The sequence below is a fragment of the Vibrio anguillarum genome (assembly GCF_003390515.1).
Taxonomy (GTDB): domain Bacteria; phylum Pseudomonadota; class Gammaproteobacteria; order Enterobacterales; family Vibrionaceae; genus Vibrio; species Vibrio anguillarum.
This window is the reverse complement of the sequence record NZ_CP031479.1, coordinates 1,650,159-1,666,854: the sequence shown is the minus strand read 5'-3', so window position 1 is coordinate 1,666,854 and position 16,696 is coordinate 1,650,159. Positions and strand designations below refer to the sequence as shown.

Below are 16,696 nucleotides of genomic sequence, written 5' to 3'. Positions count from 1 at the left end.
TAACGCCCCGTTTATACGGGGCTTTTTATTTCGGAGGCACAATGCTCTACCGCTTAGCCAGGACTGGCTTTTTTCAACTTGATGCCGAAAAGGCACATGATCTCGCCATTGAAAACTTTAAACGTTTCACAGGCACTCCTCTTGATCTCTTCTATCGTCAACACTTACCCAATCGCCCAGTCGAATGCATGGGTTTAACTTTTAAAAACCCTGTAGGTTTGGCCGCTGGCCTAGATAAAAATGGGGAATGCATAGAAGCTTTTGGTGCAATGGGGTTTGGTTTTGTCGAAGTTGGTACCGTGACTCCACGTCCTCAATCTGGTAACGATAAACCGCGTTTATTTCGTTTGATCCAAGCGGAAGGTATTATCAATCGAATGGGCTTTAACAACTTAGGTGTCGACAACCTAGTTGAGAACGTTAAGAAAGCTAAATATGACGGCATTATCGGTATCAACATTGGAAAGAATAAAGATACACCGATTGAAAATGGGGCAGATGACTATCTTATTTGTATGGAGAAAGTCTACCCATATGCTGGTTACATAGCAGTGAACATTTCATCCCCCAACACTCCTGGGTTACGAACGTTACAATATGGTGAGGCATTGGATGATTTGCTTGCCGTACTGAAAGCGAAGCAATCTGAATTGGCTAAGCTGCATAATAAATACGTTCCGTTAACATTAAAGATCGCTCCCGATCTTTCTGATGACGAACTTAAACAAATTTGCCAATCGTTACTCAAGCATAATATTGATGGCGTTATCGCGACTAATACCACATTGGATCGGTCGCTGGTGGAAGGTATGAAATTCGCGAATGAAGCGGGTGGGTTAAGTGGCCGTCCTGTTCAATCAAGAAGTACTGAAGTGATTAAGTGCTTGTACCAAGAGTTGGGTGATAAGCTGCCCATTATTGGAGTGGGTGGTATTGATTCTTGTATCGCTGCAAAAGAAAAAATGTTGGCGGGCGCGAAACTAGTACAAGTCTATTCAGGATTCATTTACCACGGCCCAGGTTTAGTGAGAGATATTGTCAAGAACCTGTAATTAAGTGCGATTTGAAGGTATTTACTCAGAAAAATAAAAAGTGACTGGGTCAAAGTAAGAGGGAATGAGTTATTCATTTCCTCTTTTTTTTTATATTTCTGTTCTTAAAATTACATTCACTAGCTGGCAAAGGTAATTAAGCGTTTTACCTAATAGTTTGATAATTCATTAAAATTAGAGAGTGGAACGATGCTTAAACCAAGTGACAAATGGAGTTGGTATTATTCAGATAGCGAAAGCTGCCTGATGTTATACCTTGGTGATGAGATGGTTTTTAAGACCAATCTTTACCGTAATCTGCTCGTCGATTGTGCTTTTGCTGAGAATCATTTTTCAGTCGATGATGCGAGTGCTTTCCAAACCTACAAAGAGCAAATTGCCTATTTAGGTTTAAGTGAGCCAAGACAAGCCGAATTAGCACTCTATTGTGTTGCCGCTAAGCGTTTTCATAAACCTGTCCAACCTAAAAGTTGGTTTTTTGATCATCAAGGCTACGGTTTTGAACCGAGTGAAGGTGACATTGTTCGGTTGGTCAACGGCTACAGCCAAGGTTATTTCATCGTACTTGAGGTAGGGGACTGCGCTAGTCTTTGCGCCTTAGTCGATTTGGATGCGTTCATACTGAATGGTTCCAAACAGTTGGAATTCGGACAGGTCATTAAGGTTATGCATGACCGTATGGCTTGCGCCAATCATATTTTGCTCGAAGAGCACGTTGCTCTTGTGAGTTAACTTTTCCCTAATAGCACAACGTTTCGTTCCTTTGTTTCATTTCCCATCGGCTTAATAGCCGATTTTTTTTGCCTAGAGCTTTTCCCCAACTCAATCCTATCCGTCTGAATTCGATCTTAAATGTGAGATTTGTTCAGGATTCTGATGTTTTTTTCTTCAAAAGTGACGTTATAAACAGTGTCTACATCACTAGAAATGGCCGACATATTCCCATTTTTGGCTCGTTTGTAATTTATTTACACTGCAAAAAGCAATCTGGTATAGTCCAATTTAATAGTGAATAAATACTCACTTATCCCGTAGGCCTTGCTATATCTAGTAAGATGTTTTTGCAATGCTCGAAGCTTGTCTATTTGTAAAATTGGCGAGTAGTTAAGCAATTGAATGGTTGAGAAGGTGAAAGAGACACTTTGTTTTACTCAAGCGTGGGATTGTCAGGTATAATGCGTGGTCATTTTTATCAGTAAAAGAGCAGTATGAATCAATATCTAGCGGTTACCTCAAACGGTCTTGAGAACCTATTAGTTGAAGAACTAACCAAATTAGGGATTACGGACGCAAAACCCGTGCAGGCCGGGGTAAAATTTAAAGCGTCGAAAGAGCAGATTTATCGCTGTTGTTTGTGGAGCCGTCTAGCATCAAGATTTGTTCGCGTCCTCTCTGAATTTACCTGCCAAAATGATATGGATCTTTACTTGTCAGCAAGTTCAGTGAACTGGGTTAATCATTTTCATAGTTCGAAAAAGTTTGTTGTCGACTTCAACGGTACAAATAACGAAATCCGCAACAGTCAGTACGGCGCGATGAAAGTAAAGGATGCGGTTGTCGACTGTTTCACCAAAAAGAACTTACCGCGCCCTTCGATCGATAAAGATCATGCAGATCTTCGTGTCCATGTACGCTTGCATAAAGATAAAGCCATTTTAGGGATTGATATGGTGGGCGGTGGTTTACATCAGCGCGGTTACCGTACCGAAGCGGGGCGAGCACCACTTCGTGAAACATTAGCAGCGGCTATTATTTTGCGTAGTGGATGGAGTGAAGCAAAGCCATTGCTCGACCCAATGTGTGGTTCTGGTACTTTGCTCATTGAGGCGGCCATGATGGCTGCTGGTATGGCCCCTAGTCTCAAGCGTCCAAAGTGGAGTTTCGAAGCTTTAGAGGATTTTGATGCAGAACTGTGGGCGCAAATAAAATCAGAGGCCAATGTTCAAGCAAGACGTGGTGTCAAGAAAGTTGACTGTAAGTTCTTTGGTTTTGATAACGATGCACGAGTGCTGCAGACCGCGAAAGATAACGCTCGCCGCGCAGGGGTTGAAGAACTGATTACCTTCCAACTAGGTGATGCGGCACTGATCAAACGTCCTGAAGGGTTTGAGGATGGTGTGGTTATCTGTAACCCACCCTATGGTGAACGTTTAGGTACACATCCTGGTTTGATTGCTTTATACACGGCATTTGGTGGGCAATTAAAGGCGGAATTTGGCGGTTGCCAAGCGTCGATTTTCTCAAGCTCTGACGAATTACTCAGTTGTTTGCGTATGCGCGCTGAAAAGCAGTTTAAGTTAAATAACGGTGCGTTACCTTGTCACCAAAAGAACTACTCAATTTCATTGCGCACGGTAGAACCGGGAGCGTCTATTTCTCAAGAATCGGTGATCGCTCCTGATTTTTCGAATCGTTTAAAGAAAAATATTGCGAAAATTGGTAAGTGGGCGAAACGTGAATCACTCGATTGCTATCGTATTTATGATGCTGATTTGCCTGAATACAATGTTGCGATCGATGTTTATCTCGACCACCTAGTGATCCAAGAATACGCCGCACCTAAAGATATCCCAGAAGAAAAGGCGAAACGCCGTTTAACAGATATCATTCGTGCCGCGATTCAAGTCACCGGAACAGAAGCAAATAAAGTGGTACTCAAAGTTCGTGAAAAACAGAAAGGGCGCTCTCAATATCAAAAATTAGGGCAAATTTCTGAGACAATGGAAGTGAACGAGTATGGCGTTAAACTGATTGTCAATTTACATGATTATCTCGATACGGGTTTATTCCTTGATCATAAATTGACGCGTCGTCGCTTAGGGCAAATGGCAAAGGGTAAAGATTTCCTCAATCTATTTGCTTACACCGGCTCTGCAACCGTTCATGCCGCTTGCGGTGGAGCAAAATCAACCATGACGGTTGATATGTCTAAAACCTATTTAGAATGGGCTAAAGACAACTTAAAGCTCAACGGTCAAGTTGGACACCAGCATCGCTTTGAACAAGCCGACTGTGTGCAATGGCTAGAGACTGCAAAAGAACAATTTGATTTGATATTTATCGATCCGCCGACATTCTCAAATTCCAAACGTATGGAACACACATTTGATGTGCAACGCGATCATATTAAGTTGATGGAAAATTTAAAACGTATCCTACGTCCAGAAGGTACGATTGTGTTTTCAAACAATAAACGACATTTTAAAATGGATTTAGAAGCGCTAGCTGAGCTTGGTTTAGCTGCTCAAAACATTTCAGCACAAACATTACCACTGGATTTTGAACGCAATAAGCAGATCCATAACTGCTGGACGATTTCCCATGCATGCAGTGAATAGGGAATGAAGTTGTTCACGCTTTACAGTACTGAAGGATGCCATCTCTGTGAGATGGCATTTCAGCTTGTTCAGCAGGCAAACATTGCTGAACAAGTACAACTTGTTGATATTGCATTTGATGATGCGCTCTTCTCTCGTTACGGGGTCACTATTCCGGTTCTTAAATACCAAGAATCCGAACTGAGCTGGCCCTTTGACCAACAAACATTACTTCATTGGTTAGAAAATAATGGCATTAATTACCATCCATAACGGTCAATTAGCATTTGGTGACCACCCATTACTCGATCATGCAGATTTCGCATTACAAGAAAATGAACGAGTTTGTCTCGTCGGCCGAAACGGTGCAGGCAAGTCGACTATGATGAAAGTTCTTGCGAGAGAAATCATCATGGACGACGGAAAAATGCAGATAGAACAAGATGTTGTTGTTTCTCGATTAGAACAAGATCCGCCTAGAGATGAAGCTGGCACCGTTTTTGATTATGTTGCTGGTGGATTAGCGGAAGTTGGTGAGTATCTAAAGATCTATCAAGATCTTTTAGATCTCATCGTTATCGATCCAAGTGAAAGTAATATCAATAAGTTATCTCGTATTCAAGAGCAGCTAGAGCATACAGGGGCATGGCGTTTTGAAGAACGTATCCAAAATGTTCTGGCGGCGTTGAAACTGGATGGCCACACCAAACTAACGGATTTATCCGGTGGATGGCAGCGTAAAGCGGCTCTTGCAAGAGCACTAGTGTGTGATCCTGATGTCCTTCTGCTTGATGAACCGACTAACCACCTTGATGTAACCACCATCGAATGGCTCGAAGGCTTTTTGAAAGATTTTACAGGCTCGATCATCTTTGTATCGCATGACCGGACGTTCATCCACTCAATGGCGACGCGCATTGTTGATCTTGACCGCGGTAAACTCAGCTCGTTTCCTGGTGATTATGATCAGTACCTTGTCGCCAAGGAAGAAGCCTTGCGCGTAGAAGAGATGCAAAATGCCGAGTTTGATAAGAAATTGGCCCAAGAAGAAGTTTGGATTCGCCAAGGCATCAAAGCGCGTCGTACTCGTAACGAAGGGCGTGTAAGAGCACTCAAGAAGCTAAGAGAAGAGCGTAATGATCGCCGTGAGGTACAGGGCAAAGCAAACTTGCAAATCGATGACGCTGCGCGTTCAGGAAAAATTGTCTTCGAAGCGAAGGATATTAGCTATAGCATTGATGGCAAAAACATTGTCTCGAACTTCAGTTTCAATATCATGCGTGGTGATCGCATTGCACTTATTGGCCCTAACGGATGCGGTAAAAGTACGCTGCTGAAACTGCTGTTGGGTGATTTACAACCTCAGAGTGGCAAATTACATTGCGGTACCAAACTTGAAGTTGCTTATTTTGATCAGTACCGTGAGATCCTCGATCCTGAGAAGTCGGTAATTGACAACTTAGCTGACGGAAAACAAGAAGTGATGGTGGCTGGGCGCCCACGGCACGCATTAAGCTACTTACAAGATTTTTTGTTTGCCCCTAAACGTGCGAGAACGCCAGTAAAAGCGCTATCTGGTGGTGAGAAAAACAGACTGTTGCTTGCTCGTATTTTCCTCAAACCGAATAATTTATTGATTTTAGATGAACCAACCAACGATTTAGATATCGAAACTTTGGAACTTTTAGAAGATTTGCTTGCCAACTACCAAGGCACGTTGCTGCTTGTCAGCCACGATCGTCAATTTGTTGATAATACTGTAACAACGAGTTGGATTTTTGAAGGTGATGGCAAAATTGAAGAATTTGTTGGAGGCTATCACGATGCTCAGCAACAAAGAGCTCAAGTTTTGCAGTCACGAGTTGCTGAAAATGTCAGCAATAAAGAAAAAGTGGTTGAGGAAACTCTCAAAACAGCGCCAATTAAGACAAAACCTAAAAAGTTATCTTATAAACTGCAGCGAGAAATGGATGAGTTGCCCGCAATGTTAGAGCAACTTGAGAATGATATTGAAATGCTTCAACAGCAAGTGAACGATCCTGAGTTTTTCATGCAATCAGCAGACAAAACACAGCCCGTTTTAGATAAGTTAACTGCGAAAGAGCAGGAGCTTGAAATTGCTTTCGAGCGCTGGGAAGAGCTCGAAGCAATGCAACAGGAAAGTTAGAGATTATTAATGAGTAGTAAAACATTTAAAATCACCGTAATAGCAGCCAGTATTTTGGCTGCCACTCAAGCTCATGCTGCACTTTACCAAATTGTAGAAGTGACACCCGGTAACTTAGTCGCTAATGAATATTATGGAAGGGCAATACAAAAAGATAACCTTTCAGCAAATCCTCTTGGATGTTTTACGGCCGGAAATAGCTGTAATACTTTTGCGTTTGGTGGCGATACGCTCAATGGCTCTGATGGCATTTCCTATCATAATGAAGTGCCATTCAAAATGGATAATCGTTTTGTTTATCAGGATATTGATGATCTCAAAAACTATTGCTCTAACGAACTCGGTTATTCTACTTGTGAGGCATGGGCTGATAAGCAATGGCATGGTTTTGAGTACAACAATGTTGAAACTGGCGGTTTGAAACGTGAGCGTGATGCTTGGGATAATGGTAGTTATCTACAAAATGCAGCGGCCTTTGTTAATTCATCGCAAGTTGTTTTGACTTTTGGCTCTATTGCAAATACTCAGAATACCGTTTTAACTGGGTTAGACGGTACTTATGCTTTTGGTATTACGAGCAGCGGTTACACACAGTCTGGGAGTAATTACGCTCTAGGCTACCGTCAACGTGGTTTTTATAATGGCAATATTTTAAATCCACCAACAGACACCACAATTGTCAAAGACACAAATAATAAAATTGTTGAAAAAATGGGTCGGACGTTCGCTTATGATGTATTCAATGATGGTACCCATAATTTCGTGGTTGGTAGTGCATCAGTTAGCCCTTATTTAACAGGTAACGGTGATGATGATAACAAAGACTACAATGGCGATGTTAACACTTGTGTGAGTGATGGTCTCGATCCACAGTTAACTCGTCAGTGTCAAAATTTTGCATTTGCAACGCAAGCTTATATGTGGGATACAGCATCTACATCGACGGGTTACCGCGTAACAGGGTGGGTCGGTGATGTTGAAGCAAACCGTAGCGGATACTCTGCACAAGCAAGTGTAAGAGGCGCTGCTGTTCCTACATCTGGCAGTTACGCTAACAAGCCGGTTATGGCTGGTTTTAATACCTATCGCGATGATAATGTGTTTAGAATGCAAGCAACAGTATTCTATCCTAATGCAAGTTACGACGTAACAACCCCTAAGCATGATATGTGGAGTAGTAAGGTTATTACTGGCACAGAACTGAAAGTGGATGGAGATGTGATTTACTCCAACTCATTAGCGACAGATATTAATAACCATTTAATCGTGATCGGTGAAACAAAACGCAAAGGCGATAAACCTGAAAGCGGCGCAGCAGCAAACCGTATTTTCGTGGCAGATGCTAATAGCGGAACACCTGTAGCTAACTATCTATCAGGTGGAATTTTCTTTACTGGTGCTGGCGGTGAAGCGAAAGCGATCAACAATTTCAATGAAATTGTCGGTCAAATCGATGCAGAAAAAGGTCGTGAAGATGGAGGCAAACAACGTCGTCATCGTGGCTTTATCTATCCTTTCAACGGTACAGGGAGTAATGCAGCAAGAATGGCATTATTCCAGAACCAAGGTTGGTGGCTAGATGATCTAACCAACGGTGGGGCTTACTCACAACATAATAACCAGTTCCGTATTTTTGAAGCCTCAGATATCAACGATGATGGTGTGATTGCAGCAAGTGCATTTAAATGTACTGGTGGCTATGACGATTTCTCCCATAACTCATACTGTACTTCTGGAGGTGAAAGCGTTGTCGCGATTAAACTGATCCCGATTGCTGCCGCGGCGGCTAGCGATATTGAAATCCGTAGCACGGCACTTCCACCCGTTGAACGTAAAGGCGGTAGTATGGGGTGGATTACTCTGACACTACTTGCTCTCTTTAGGTTCCGCAGAAAATAATTAAATAGTGTAAAGAATGGCGCAAGTTCACAATTTAGAATCTGCGCCTTTTTTGTAACTTGAGAAAGTCGAATTTTTGAGCAATTCTTAATTGTGGTGTAACAGATATGCCATGTAGATTTAATAGTTGTATGTAAGACACAAGTTACTGTATGAGGACTACACTATGATGAAGAGACAAAAGCGTGATCGCCTTGAAAGAGCACAGTCTCATGGGTATAAAGCTGGCTTAAACGGACGTTCCGTAGAGGCTTGCCCTTATCAACAAACGGACGCTCGTTCATATTGGCTAGGTGGTTGGCGTGATGCCAGAGATGACAAACAAGCTGGTCTCTACAAATAAACTCCCACATACATGCAAAAGGATTTAAGCCCCGGAAGGGGCTTTTTAGTATTCAAGCCACACTAAAGCACTATAACTAAGTATTTTGATGAGAAAAAAGCGACTCTATGAGTCGCTTATGAATAGTTTAACGTCATTAAAAAGCAGAAGTATCTTGGAAAAGACCTACTTTTAAATCCTTTGCAACGTAAATCTCTTTGCCATCGACAAGAACGCGACCATCAGCTAGGCCCATTACAAGTTTACGGTTAACAACCCGTTTCATCGTGATTTCGTAAGTTACTTTTTTTGCTGTTGGTAGGATCTGACCTGTGAACTTAACTTCACCAACACCTAATGCCCGGCCTTTTCCTTTGCCACCAACCCAGCCAAGGAAGAAACCAACCAATTGCCACATCGCATCTAAACCTAAACAGCCAGGCATTACAGGATCGCCAGGGAAATGGCAATCGAAGAACCATAGATCAGGAGTAATATCTAACTCAGCAAGAATAAGGCCTTTACCATACTCGCCCTCGGTTTCTGACATTTTGGTGATGCGGTCCATCATCAACATATTTGGCGCTGGCAATTGAGGGTAGCCAGGCCCAAAAAGCTCACCTTGGCTAGAGGCTAGTAAGTCTTCACGATTATATGAATCTCGTTTATTCTGCATTATCAGTTACTCCAATTTTTGATAGGGTGCATATTAGGGAACACGTGTACGCTAAACAACTCCGATCAGTGCTACACAAACCAGTTTTTAATGCGCTCTGCAATACTGTGTGATTGGTCATGCCTTTCAAAGTTTTCAATACGTTGAGCAATTTTATTAATGATGCTTTCTTCGTCATCGCCTCTGAATGACGCACCCATAAGGATCGGTACGGCTTCATCAACTGTAGCGACTGGCCAAATATGAAATTCATCATTTTTAATGCTATTGACTACATCTTTATGAAGCGCAAGATGTTTTAGATTTGTTCTTGGTAGAATGACGCCTTGTCCACCCGTGAATCCCTGATGCTTACACACATGGTAGAAGCCTTCAATTTTTTCGTTTAGCCCGCCAACAGCTTGGACTCGCCCGAATTGATCAACCGCACCTGTCACAGCGATTTGTTGGTTAATGGGATGTTCAGATAAAGCGCTTACTAAAGAACATAACTCGGCTAGTGATGCACTGTCGCCATCCACTTCGCTGTATGATTGTTCGAAGACAACCGAAGCAGAATAGGGAAGCGGTGCGTCAAGGTTCATTGAACTGCTTACAAAGGCTTGCATTATCATCATGCCTTTTGCATGCAAATTACCACCGAGCTCGGCTTTGCGTTCGACATCGGTAATATCACCATCACCAAAGTGCACAACGCATGAGATACGAGCTGGTTCACCATAGGAAAGAGGATGGCCAGCAACATCGATCACCGTTAATCCATTGACTTGGCCGACTTGTTCGCCTTGAGTTTCAATAATGACTTGTCCATCAAGTATGTCGTCGAGTGCTCGTTGCTGCAGATAAGACTCTCGATAATAGCGTTTGTCTAAGGCACTTTCGATATGAGATTTAGTAATCGGATACTGATTTGACTCTAAGGCCGCTTCTTCTATGAGTGTTCTGTGCCATATTACACATAACGGTGTGTAATGTTGATCTTCCGTGAAACGGGCACCTGCGGTCATAAGAGCAGGAATGGCATCTTCAGTCAGTGTAGGGAGTTGGTATTCTTCAGATATCCAACGTAAATAAGCGAGATAGGTCAATATCGACTGTTCATCAATTTTCAGGTCCAACTCTAATTCGGTGTAGAAACAAAAGCTTGAGCGGACGTCTGCATCCAAATAGTCGACATCGGCTAACTGGTTCCTATCACCTAAAATGATCAGTTTGACCTCATATCTTTTAGAGATTGGTGAGGGGTGTGGTGATTTAGCATCACAATTAATGGGGCTTACATCTTCGCCTAATACTGCCGCTTTTAATAATGGCCACATTTTAGGATTAGCCAACAGCATATTAGCGGAGATCAGAAGATAACCACCATTGGCTTTATCCAATAAACCAGGAATTTCGCTGGTGATAAGCCCATTTTCAGCGCGGTATTGGCCAAAGATAGTCCCCATATCGAGGGACTCCGTACAAATAACGTGCGAGTTTGGCTTTATTACTTGAAGTTTTTGACTGACTAATTGACGATAGATTGAGTTATCTGGCGCGTTGATCAACATCACTCGTGTAAAACCTTTCAATTGAACAAACTGCTGAATAGCGGTTGCTAGTCTGGGCTGTGTGTCGAGTAATGTTACCGGAGATAGACTAGGGTACTGAGCTAGTTGCGAGTGGAATTGATCATACTGAGGTGTGACTGAACGCCAAATATTTTGAGTCATTGAAATCTAGTGTTTATTAAAAGAAGCCAGATTATATAGAAAAATAGCAATGTCTAACAGCTCCATTATTATGCTTGATCTTGTTCGCTTTTTTGAATCCAAAAATTGAACTCTGAACGATGGTGGGTTACGCTGTCACCCTAACTTGGCATGGATTTTACGTTATGAAATATCAACAGCTTGAAAATTTGGAATCGGGTTGGAAGTGGCAATACTTAATTAATAAGTGGAAGGATGGCGAAACAATCACTCGTTATGTAGACAAAAGTGAAGCTCTAGCTGCAATTGAACAGTTAAAAAAAATAGAGCATGAACCCAATCTGGTTCTTGGGTGGATTGATCAGCACATGTCACTTGAACTGAGTAATAAACTCAAGCAAGCAATTAGAGCCAAACGCAAACGCCACTTTAATGCCGAGCAACTACACACCAGAAAGAAATCTATCGATCTCGATTATCGAGTGTGGGAAAAACTATCATATCGAGCCAATGAGCTTGGTTGCACTTTGTCTGACGCGATTGAATACCTGTTAAGTGAAGCATCTCGTAGCGAAAAAGCGAGTAGAACCGTCTCAAGTTTAAAAGAAGATTTAAGTAAATTACTGTCTGAATAAGAAAGGAGATAAAAATGTTGTATGTCATTCTGGCTGCTGCAGTTATCTTTTGGTTAGTCGCTGTTGATCGGCCTATATTGAGAGTTAAATTCAAAGATGGTGTCGTAGCACAAGTTAAAGGTCATTTCCCTCCAAGTTTTAAACATAATGTGACTGAGATTGCTGAAAAGACAGATTTGAGCGGCGAACTGAAAGTTTACCAGCAGAGAACGGGTGTTAAGTTGGTTTTTTCTAAAGACGTACCTAAAAAAATTCAACAGCGTATTCGCAATGTTTTTCCTCATCAGGGATTTCATACAAAAGAGCAACGAACCAAGAAGTCACATTGAGTCTGCCATTCTTAAGTTACAGATTGTTTTCATTAAAAAACGAACATCGTCGAAACGATTAACTTTACACATCGTCCATTTATAACTCGCTGATATCATGATGGAAGTCTCTGTAAAGGTTCTCGACGATGAAAAAAATCTGTGTAGTTATCATTTCGTTAGTGATAGTAGTTTTCTGTTCAAAGGGTTATGCCGACGATTCAGAAAGTAATCCTGTCGCGAAATCAATAAAACAGCAAACGCTGAAAGCTCTTAAAAAATATAGATCTAAGCTTGATGGATATTGTGACGTGATGATCGAAATGAAGCATGTTCAAAGTTATGCAGAAATTGTAGGCGTTGGGACAAACGGTGATTACCAAATCTGCGCGAAAGCAAAATCTAAAATTAAGATAGGCAAAAAATTTAAATATAAAGTTCCAGAGAAATACATACGGATACAAATCAATGCAGCAGAGTTATGAGTAAGGTGTGATTTCACTGTGAAATGAAAATTTGGATGTATGGTTTCAATTGCTATGAGGGTTAATAAATCAGAGTGCGCATTATGTATATTATGTTAAATTGCAAATGATCATATTTTAGTGTACGAATATTTCCTTCCTCTTTTCTATCTATCCTCATGACATTAAACATAATCAGTATTTACCATAAAATACCTAATAACTAGTCTGATAATCGAAGATTTCATTCTAGTTATTATTTAGTAAGAGTTTATATCGAGGATCTTTTCCAATTATCTTGAAAGTTATAGGTTTATTGGGTGAGTTTGGTTGGATTATCCAGTGGTCGGAATGTTGAATAAGTGTTCCATTTGTATGTATTTCTAGTTCAGGAATTCGTGGCCCAATTATGTATTGATTTGGGTTTTTATCATCTTTAATCACTATAATTTCCTGTTCATTTACAAATACAGAACAATTTGGCGTTGGAGTGCAGCTCGTCATGTCGACGTTTTGATAAGAAAAAGTCCTCCAGAAAAAAGCGACCAAAAGAATGAGTAATGTGATTAGTATTTGAGCAACCCTGTGTTTTGTAAGCTTTTCTGAAGCCATGATGCTTCCTTCCTCGTGTAACAAACTTCAAAGTTTTGAAATAAAAGGCCAAATCCTGAACAACTGTAAGGTTACTACTCTGTCATTGAATTGTTAATTGCAGTATAGTTGACGGTTGAAAATGCCACTTTTTTTTAAAGTCAGCAATAGATAGTAACGTTATGATAAAGCAGTATTTCTATTGTGGATTTGGGGGGCATTACGACATGTGTCGTGTTGGAAGTAAAGTGTAGTTAATTAGAAATTGGAAGCATGCAAATGAGCCAAGAAAAGCAGCTTGAACAAAACTACAACTATACAGTTGTTCGGCAATTTACCTTAGTGACTATTCTCTGGGGTATTGTTGGTATGGCTGTAGGTGTTTTGATTGCCGCTCAATTAGTTTGGCCACAGCTAAACTTTGATACGCCGTGGTTGACGTACAGTCGCTTACGTCCTCTGCATACTAATGCGGTTATTTTTGCGTTTGGTACAAGTGCCCTCTTTGCAACATCTTATTATGTTGTTCAGCGTACTTGTCAAACTCGTCTATTTGGTGGTCCTCTTGTGCCCTTCACCTTTTGGGGATGGCAAGCCATTATTTTATCTGCAGCAATAACTTTACCTTTGGGTTATACCTCCGGTAAAGAATATGCGGAATTAGAATGGCCAATTGATATCGCCATTGCTCTTGTATGGGTATCTTATGCGATAGTGTTTTTTGGAACACTCGTCAAACGTAAGACGGCACATATCTATGTGGCAAACTGGTTCTTCGGAGCTTTTATCCTTACTGTTGCTGTATTACATATTGTAAATAGCATGGCAATCCCTGTTTCTATGGGTAAATCGTATTCAGTTTACGCTGGGGCGGTGGATGCTATGGTTCAGTGGTGGTACGGTCATAATGCGGTGGGTTTCCTGCTTACTGCCGGCTTCCTTGGTATGATGTATTACTTTGTACCAAAACAAGCTGAACGCCCTGTTTATTCATACCGTTTATCGATTGTTCACTTTTGGGCTTTGATCTCTCTTTACATTTGGGCTGGTCCGCACCATTTACACTACACTGCTCTGCCTGACTGGACTCAGTCACTTGGCATGGTGATGTCGTTGGTGTTGTTTGCTCCTTCATGGGGCGGGATGATTAACGGGATTATGACGTTATCTGGTGCTTGGCATAAACTGCGCTATGACCCAATCTTACGATTCCTCATCGTTTCATTGTCATTCTACGGAATGTCTACGTTTGAAGGACCAATGATGTCGATTAAGACAGTTAACGCATTGTCACACTACACCGACTGGACCATTGGTCACGTGCATTCTGGAGCTCTAGGCTGGGTTGCAATGGTGTCGATTGGTTCGGTATACCATTTAATCCCTCGCCTATTTAACCAAGAGCGTATGTACTCTGTTGGTCTAATCAATGCTCACTTCTGGTTAGCGACTATTGGTACGGTGCTCTACATCGTTGCGATGTGGATTTCAGGTGTTATGCAGGGCCTGATGTGGCGTGCTGTTAACTCTGACGGTACGTTAACGTACAGTTTTGTTGAGTCTGTCCAAGCCTCTTACCCATTCTATACCGTTCGATTCATTGGTGGATTTATCTTCTTAGCAGGTATGTTCCTGATGGCTTACAACACGTATAAAACGGTTTTTGCACCAGATAATAGCTTAAAAGCTATTCCTCAACCGGCATAAGGAGATGAAAGAATGAGTTCTAATAATCGCCATGAAATCATCGAACGTAATGTCGGTTTACTGGCTATTTTCATTATTTTTGCCATCAGTTGGGGAGCCTTGGTTGAAATCACGCCATTGATTTTCCAAAAGCAAACTACTGAGCCTGTTGAAAATCTTAAGCCCTACACTGCGCTGCAACTTGAAGGCCGTGATATCTATATTCGCGAAGGTTGTAACGTTTGCCATAGCCAAATGATTCGCCCATTCCGTTCCGAAACGGAGCGTTATGGTCATTATTCGGTGGCTGGTGAAAGTGTTTGGGAGCATCCATTTGTGTGGGGTTCGAAGCGGACTGGGCCTGATTTGGCTCGTGTTGGTGGTCGTTATTCTGATGAATGGCATCGAGTTCACTTGACTAATCCTCGCGAACTGGTTCCTGAATCAAACATGCCCGGTTTTCCTTGGCTAGCAAAAAATGTGTTGGACGGCAAGCTTACGCAAAGCAAACTTGAATTATTCCGTAATCAGTTTGGTGTGCCGTATACCGATGAACAAATCGCGAATGCAGCAAAAGATGTCGAAGGGAAATCAGAAATGGATGCAATCATTTCTTATCTTCAATCTCTTGGTCACGCAATGAAGTAAGGGGTAGTTATGGATATCGGTACTATTCACAGTATTTGGACCATAGTGCTGTTCGTCTGTTTTATAGGCGTAGTGTGGTGGGCCTATGGCAAAAACCGTAAAGCTCGTTTCGATGAAGCGGCTAACCTCATTTTTGCCGATGAACAGCCCAAATCCTCTAAGGAACAAGGAGTGACTAAACAATGACGACATTTTGGAGTCTATGGGTCATCATCATTACGGTGGGAACTTTGCTGGGCTGTGCGATTCTGCTCGTTTGGTGTTTAAAAGACAAAATGGGAGTGGAAGAAGGCTCGGATATGGGCCATGAATACGATGGTATTCGTGAGCTCAACAACCCTCTGCCTAAATGGTGGACCTATCTTTTTATTAGTACGTTTATTTTTGCCGCTATCTATCTGACCCTTTATCCCGGGTTAGGTAGTTTTAAAGGTGTACTTGGTTGGCAAAGTTCAGATCAAACCATTCGCTCTCTTGATGAGTCCAAAGCCTCGATTGCAAATGCGCAAAACAATAAAGTGTTAGTACAGTATGCAAAAGAGTTAGATGACGCAAATACCTACTTTGGTGAAGCATTTAAACGCTTAGCTTATACTGGCGGCGGTTCGGATTTACGCCCTATTCCTGAAATTGCAGCAGATTCTGATGCATTGAAGGTTGGTCAGCGTTTATTCTTACAAAACTGCTCTCAGTGTCATGGTTCTGACGCTCGTGGTCAAAAAGGCTTTCCGAATCTAACTGATAATGCTTGGTTATATGGTGGTGAACCAGAAGCGATTGTGACCACTATCCGCCATGGTCGTATTGGACAAATGCCAGCTTGGAAAGATGTCCTCGGTGAGCAAGGTGTGAAGGAAGTGGTGAGTTATACCCTAAGCCTTTCTGGGCGTTCTGTGAACGTTCGAGAAGCGGAAGCAGGTAAAGCTCGCTTCGTCGTTTGCGCCGCTTGTCATGGTACGGATGGTAAAGGTAACCCTGCGTTTGGAGCACCTGATCTTACTGATAACGATTGGTTATTTGGTGACTCAAGAGCCGATGTTACTCAAACGGTCATGCATGGCCGATCAGGTGTTATGCCTGCTTGGAATGACATTCTCGGTGAAGATAAAGTTCAACTGGTTGCTGCTTACGTGTGGAGTTTAAGCAATACAGAGAACTAATTGCACAACAAAGGCAGCTCTTTATTAGGGCTGTCTTTCTTCTCTTTTTAATAAGCCTTCTTTATTTTGTTGTTGAG

The 16,696-nt window shown here is 41.8% G+C and carries 17 protein-coding genes; 14 read left to right on the top strand and 3 right to left on the bottom strand.

The annotated features are described in order from the left end of the window. Positions 1-41: 41 nt before the first annotated feature. The 7 genes from pyrD (at position 42) to rmf (ending at position 8,778) form a co-directional block, all read left to right on the top strand. Entirely contained in the window at positions 42-1,052 is a 1,011-nt protein-coding gene (gene pyrD, locus DD616_RS11670; protein WP_013856910.1) for a quinone-dependent dihydroorotate dehydrogenase, read from the top strand. A 189-nt stretch (positions 1,053-1,241) separates the two neighbouring features. Continuing rightward, complete coding sequence (locus DD616_RS11665; RefSeq protein WP_010320557.1) at positions 1,242-1,784, top strand: cell division protein ZapC; 543 nt, start codon at positions 1,242-1,244, stop codon at positions 1,782-1,784. A 476-nt stretch (positions 1,785-2,260) separates the two neighbouring features. After that, positions 2,261-4,390, top strand: coding sequence for a bifunctional 23S rRNA (guanine(2069)-N(7))-methyltransferase RlmK/23S rRNA (guanine(2445)-N(2))-methyltransferase RlmL (gene rlmKL, locus DD616_RS11660; protein ID WP_208871708.1), 2,130 nt, complete (start codon positions 2,261-2,263; stop codon positions 4,388-4,390). A 3-nt stretch (positions 4,391-4,393) separates the two neighbouring features. Then, positions 4,394-4,642 (top strand): glutaredoxin family protein, encoded by a 249-nt coding sequence (locus DD616_RS11655; protein ID WP_013856908.1) that lies wholly within the window; start codon positions 4,394-4,396, stop codon positions 4,640-4,642. Then, positions 4,620-6,536, top strand: a complete 1,917-nt coding sequence (locus tag DD616_RS11650) for an ABC transporter ATP-binding protein (RefSeq protein ID WP_208871707.1) — start codon at positions 4,620-4,622, stop codon at positions 6,534-6,536. Before DD616_RS11655 ends, DD616_RS11650 begins: the two co-directional genes overlap by 23 nt. A gap of 9 nt (positions 6,537-6,545) precedes the next feature. Further along, the gene (locus tag DD616_RS11645; RefSeq protein WP_208871706.1) at positions 6,546-8,435 is read left to right on the top strand and encodes a DUF3466 family protein; all 1,890 of its coding nucleotides are present in this window, start codon (positions 6,546-6,548) and stop codon (positions 8,433-8,435) included. 169 nt (positions 8,436-8,604) lie between these two features. Then, the gene (gene rmf, locus DD616_RS11640; protein WP_010320553.1) at positions 8,605-8,778 is read left to right on the top strand and encodes a ribosome modulation factor; all 174 of its coding nucleotides are present in this window, start codon (positions 8,605-8,607) and stop codon (positions 8,776-8,778) included. Between the two features lie 136 nt (positions 8,779-8,914). Here the strand turns inward: rmf and fabA are convergent, their stop codons facing one another. Together fabA and DD616_RS11630 are read right to left on the bottom strand one after the other, a co-directional pair. After that, positions 8,915-9,433 carry a bifunctional 3-hydroxydecanoyl-ACP dehydratase/trans-2-decenoyl-ACP isomerase gene (gene fabA / locus DD616_RS11635; RefSeq protein WP_013856904.1) on the bottom strand — a complete coding sequence of 173 codons (519 nt, stop codon included), beginning with the start codon at positions 9,431-9,433 and terminating at the stop codon, positions 8,915-8,917. A 71-nt stretch (positions 9,434-9,504) separates the two neighbouring features. Beyond that, positions 9,505-11,148, bottom strand: coding sequence for a S16 family serine protease (locus tag DD616_RS11630; protein WP_017044702.1), 1,644 nt, complete (start codon positions 11,146-11,148; stop codon positions 9,505-9,507). 164 nt (positions 11,149-11,312) lie between these two features. On the opposite strand from DD616_RS11630, the gene matP reads away from it, so the two are divergent. The 3 genes from matP (at position 11,313) to DD616_RS11615 (ending at position 12,555) form a co-directional block, all read left to right on the top strand. Then, positions 11,313-11,762, top strand: a complete 450-nt coding sequence (gene matP / locus DD616_RS11625) for a macrodomain Ter protein MatP (protein WP_026027109.1) — start codon at positions 11,313-11,315, stop codon at positions 11,760-11,762. A gap of 14 nt (positions 11,763-11,776) precedes the next feature. Continuing rightward, positions 11,777-12,091 carry a DUF3634 family protein gene (locus tag DD616_RS11620; protein ID WP_208871705.1) on the top strand — a complete coding sequence of 105 codons (315 nt, stop codon included), beginning with the start codon at positions 11,777-11,779 and terminating at the stop codon, positions 12,089-12,091. A 128-nt stretch (positions 12,092-12,219) separates the two neighbouring features. Beyond that, the gene (locus tag DD616_RS11615; protein ID WP_013856900.1) at positions 12,220-12,555 is read left to right on the top strand and encodes a hypothetical protein; all 336 of its coding nucleotides are present in this window, start codon (positions 12,220-12,222) and stop codon (positions 12,553-12,555) included. Positions 12,556-12,783: 228 nt separating this feature from the next. Here the strand turns inward: DD616_RS11615 and DD616_RS11610 are convergent, their stop codons facing one another. Further along, positions 12,784-13,146, bottom strand: a complete 363-nt coding sequence (locus DD616_RS11610; protein ID WP_208871704.1) for a hypothetical protein — start codon at positions 13,144-13,146, stop codon at positions 12,784-12,786. Between the two features lie 258 nt (positions 13,147-13,404). On the opposite strand from DD616_RS11610, the gene ccoN reads away from it, so the two are divergent. Genes ccoN through ccoP form a run of 4 tightly spaced genes read left to right on the top strand, consistent with a single transcriptional unit; the run spans position 13,405 to position 16,619 of the window. Further along, positions 13,405-14,832, top strand: coding sequence for a cytochrome-c oxidase, cbb3-type subunit I (gene ccoN / locus DD616_RS11605; RefSeq protein ID WP_026027333.1), 1,428 nt, complete (start codon positions 13,405-13,407; stop codon positions 14,830-14,832). A 12-nt stretch (positions 14,833-14,844) separates the two neighbouring features. Beyond that, entirely contained in the window at positions 14,845-15,459 is a 615-nt protein-coding gene (gene ccoO / locus DD616_RS11600; RefSeq protein WP_013856896.1) for a cytochrome-c oxidase, cbb3-type subunit II, read from the top strand. 9 nt (positions 15,460-15,468) lie between these two features. Further along, positions 15,469-15,645 carry a CcoQ/FixQ family Cbb3-type cytochrome c oxidase assembly chaperone gene (locus DD616_RS11595; protein WP_010320252.1) on the top strand — a complete coding sequence of 59 codons (177 nt, stop codon included), beginning with the start codon at positions 15,469-15,471 and terminating at the stop codon, positions 15,643-15,645. Beyond that, positions 15,642-16,619, top strand: coding sequence for a cytochrome-c oxidase, cbb3-type subunit III (gene ccoP / locus DD616_RS11590; protein WP_013856895.1), 978 nt, complete (start codon positions 15,642-15,644; stop codon positions 16,617-16,619). The genes DD616_RS11595 and ccoP overlap by 4 nt, the downstream gene beginning before the upstream one ends. Positions 16,620-16,696: the final 77 nt, after the last annotated feature.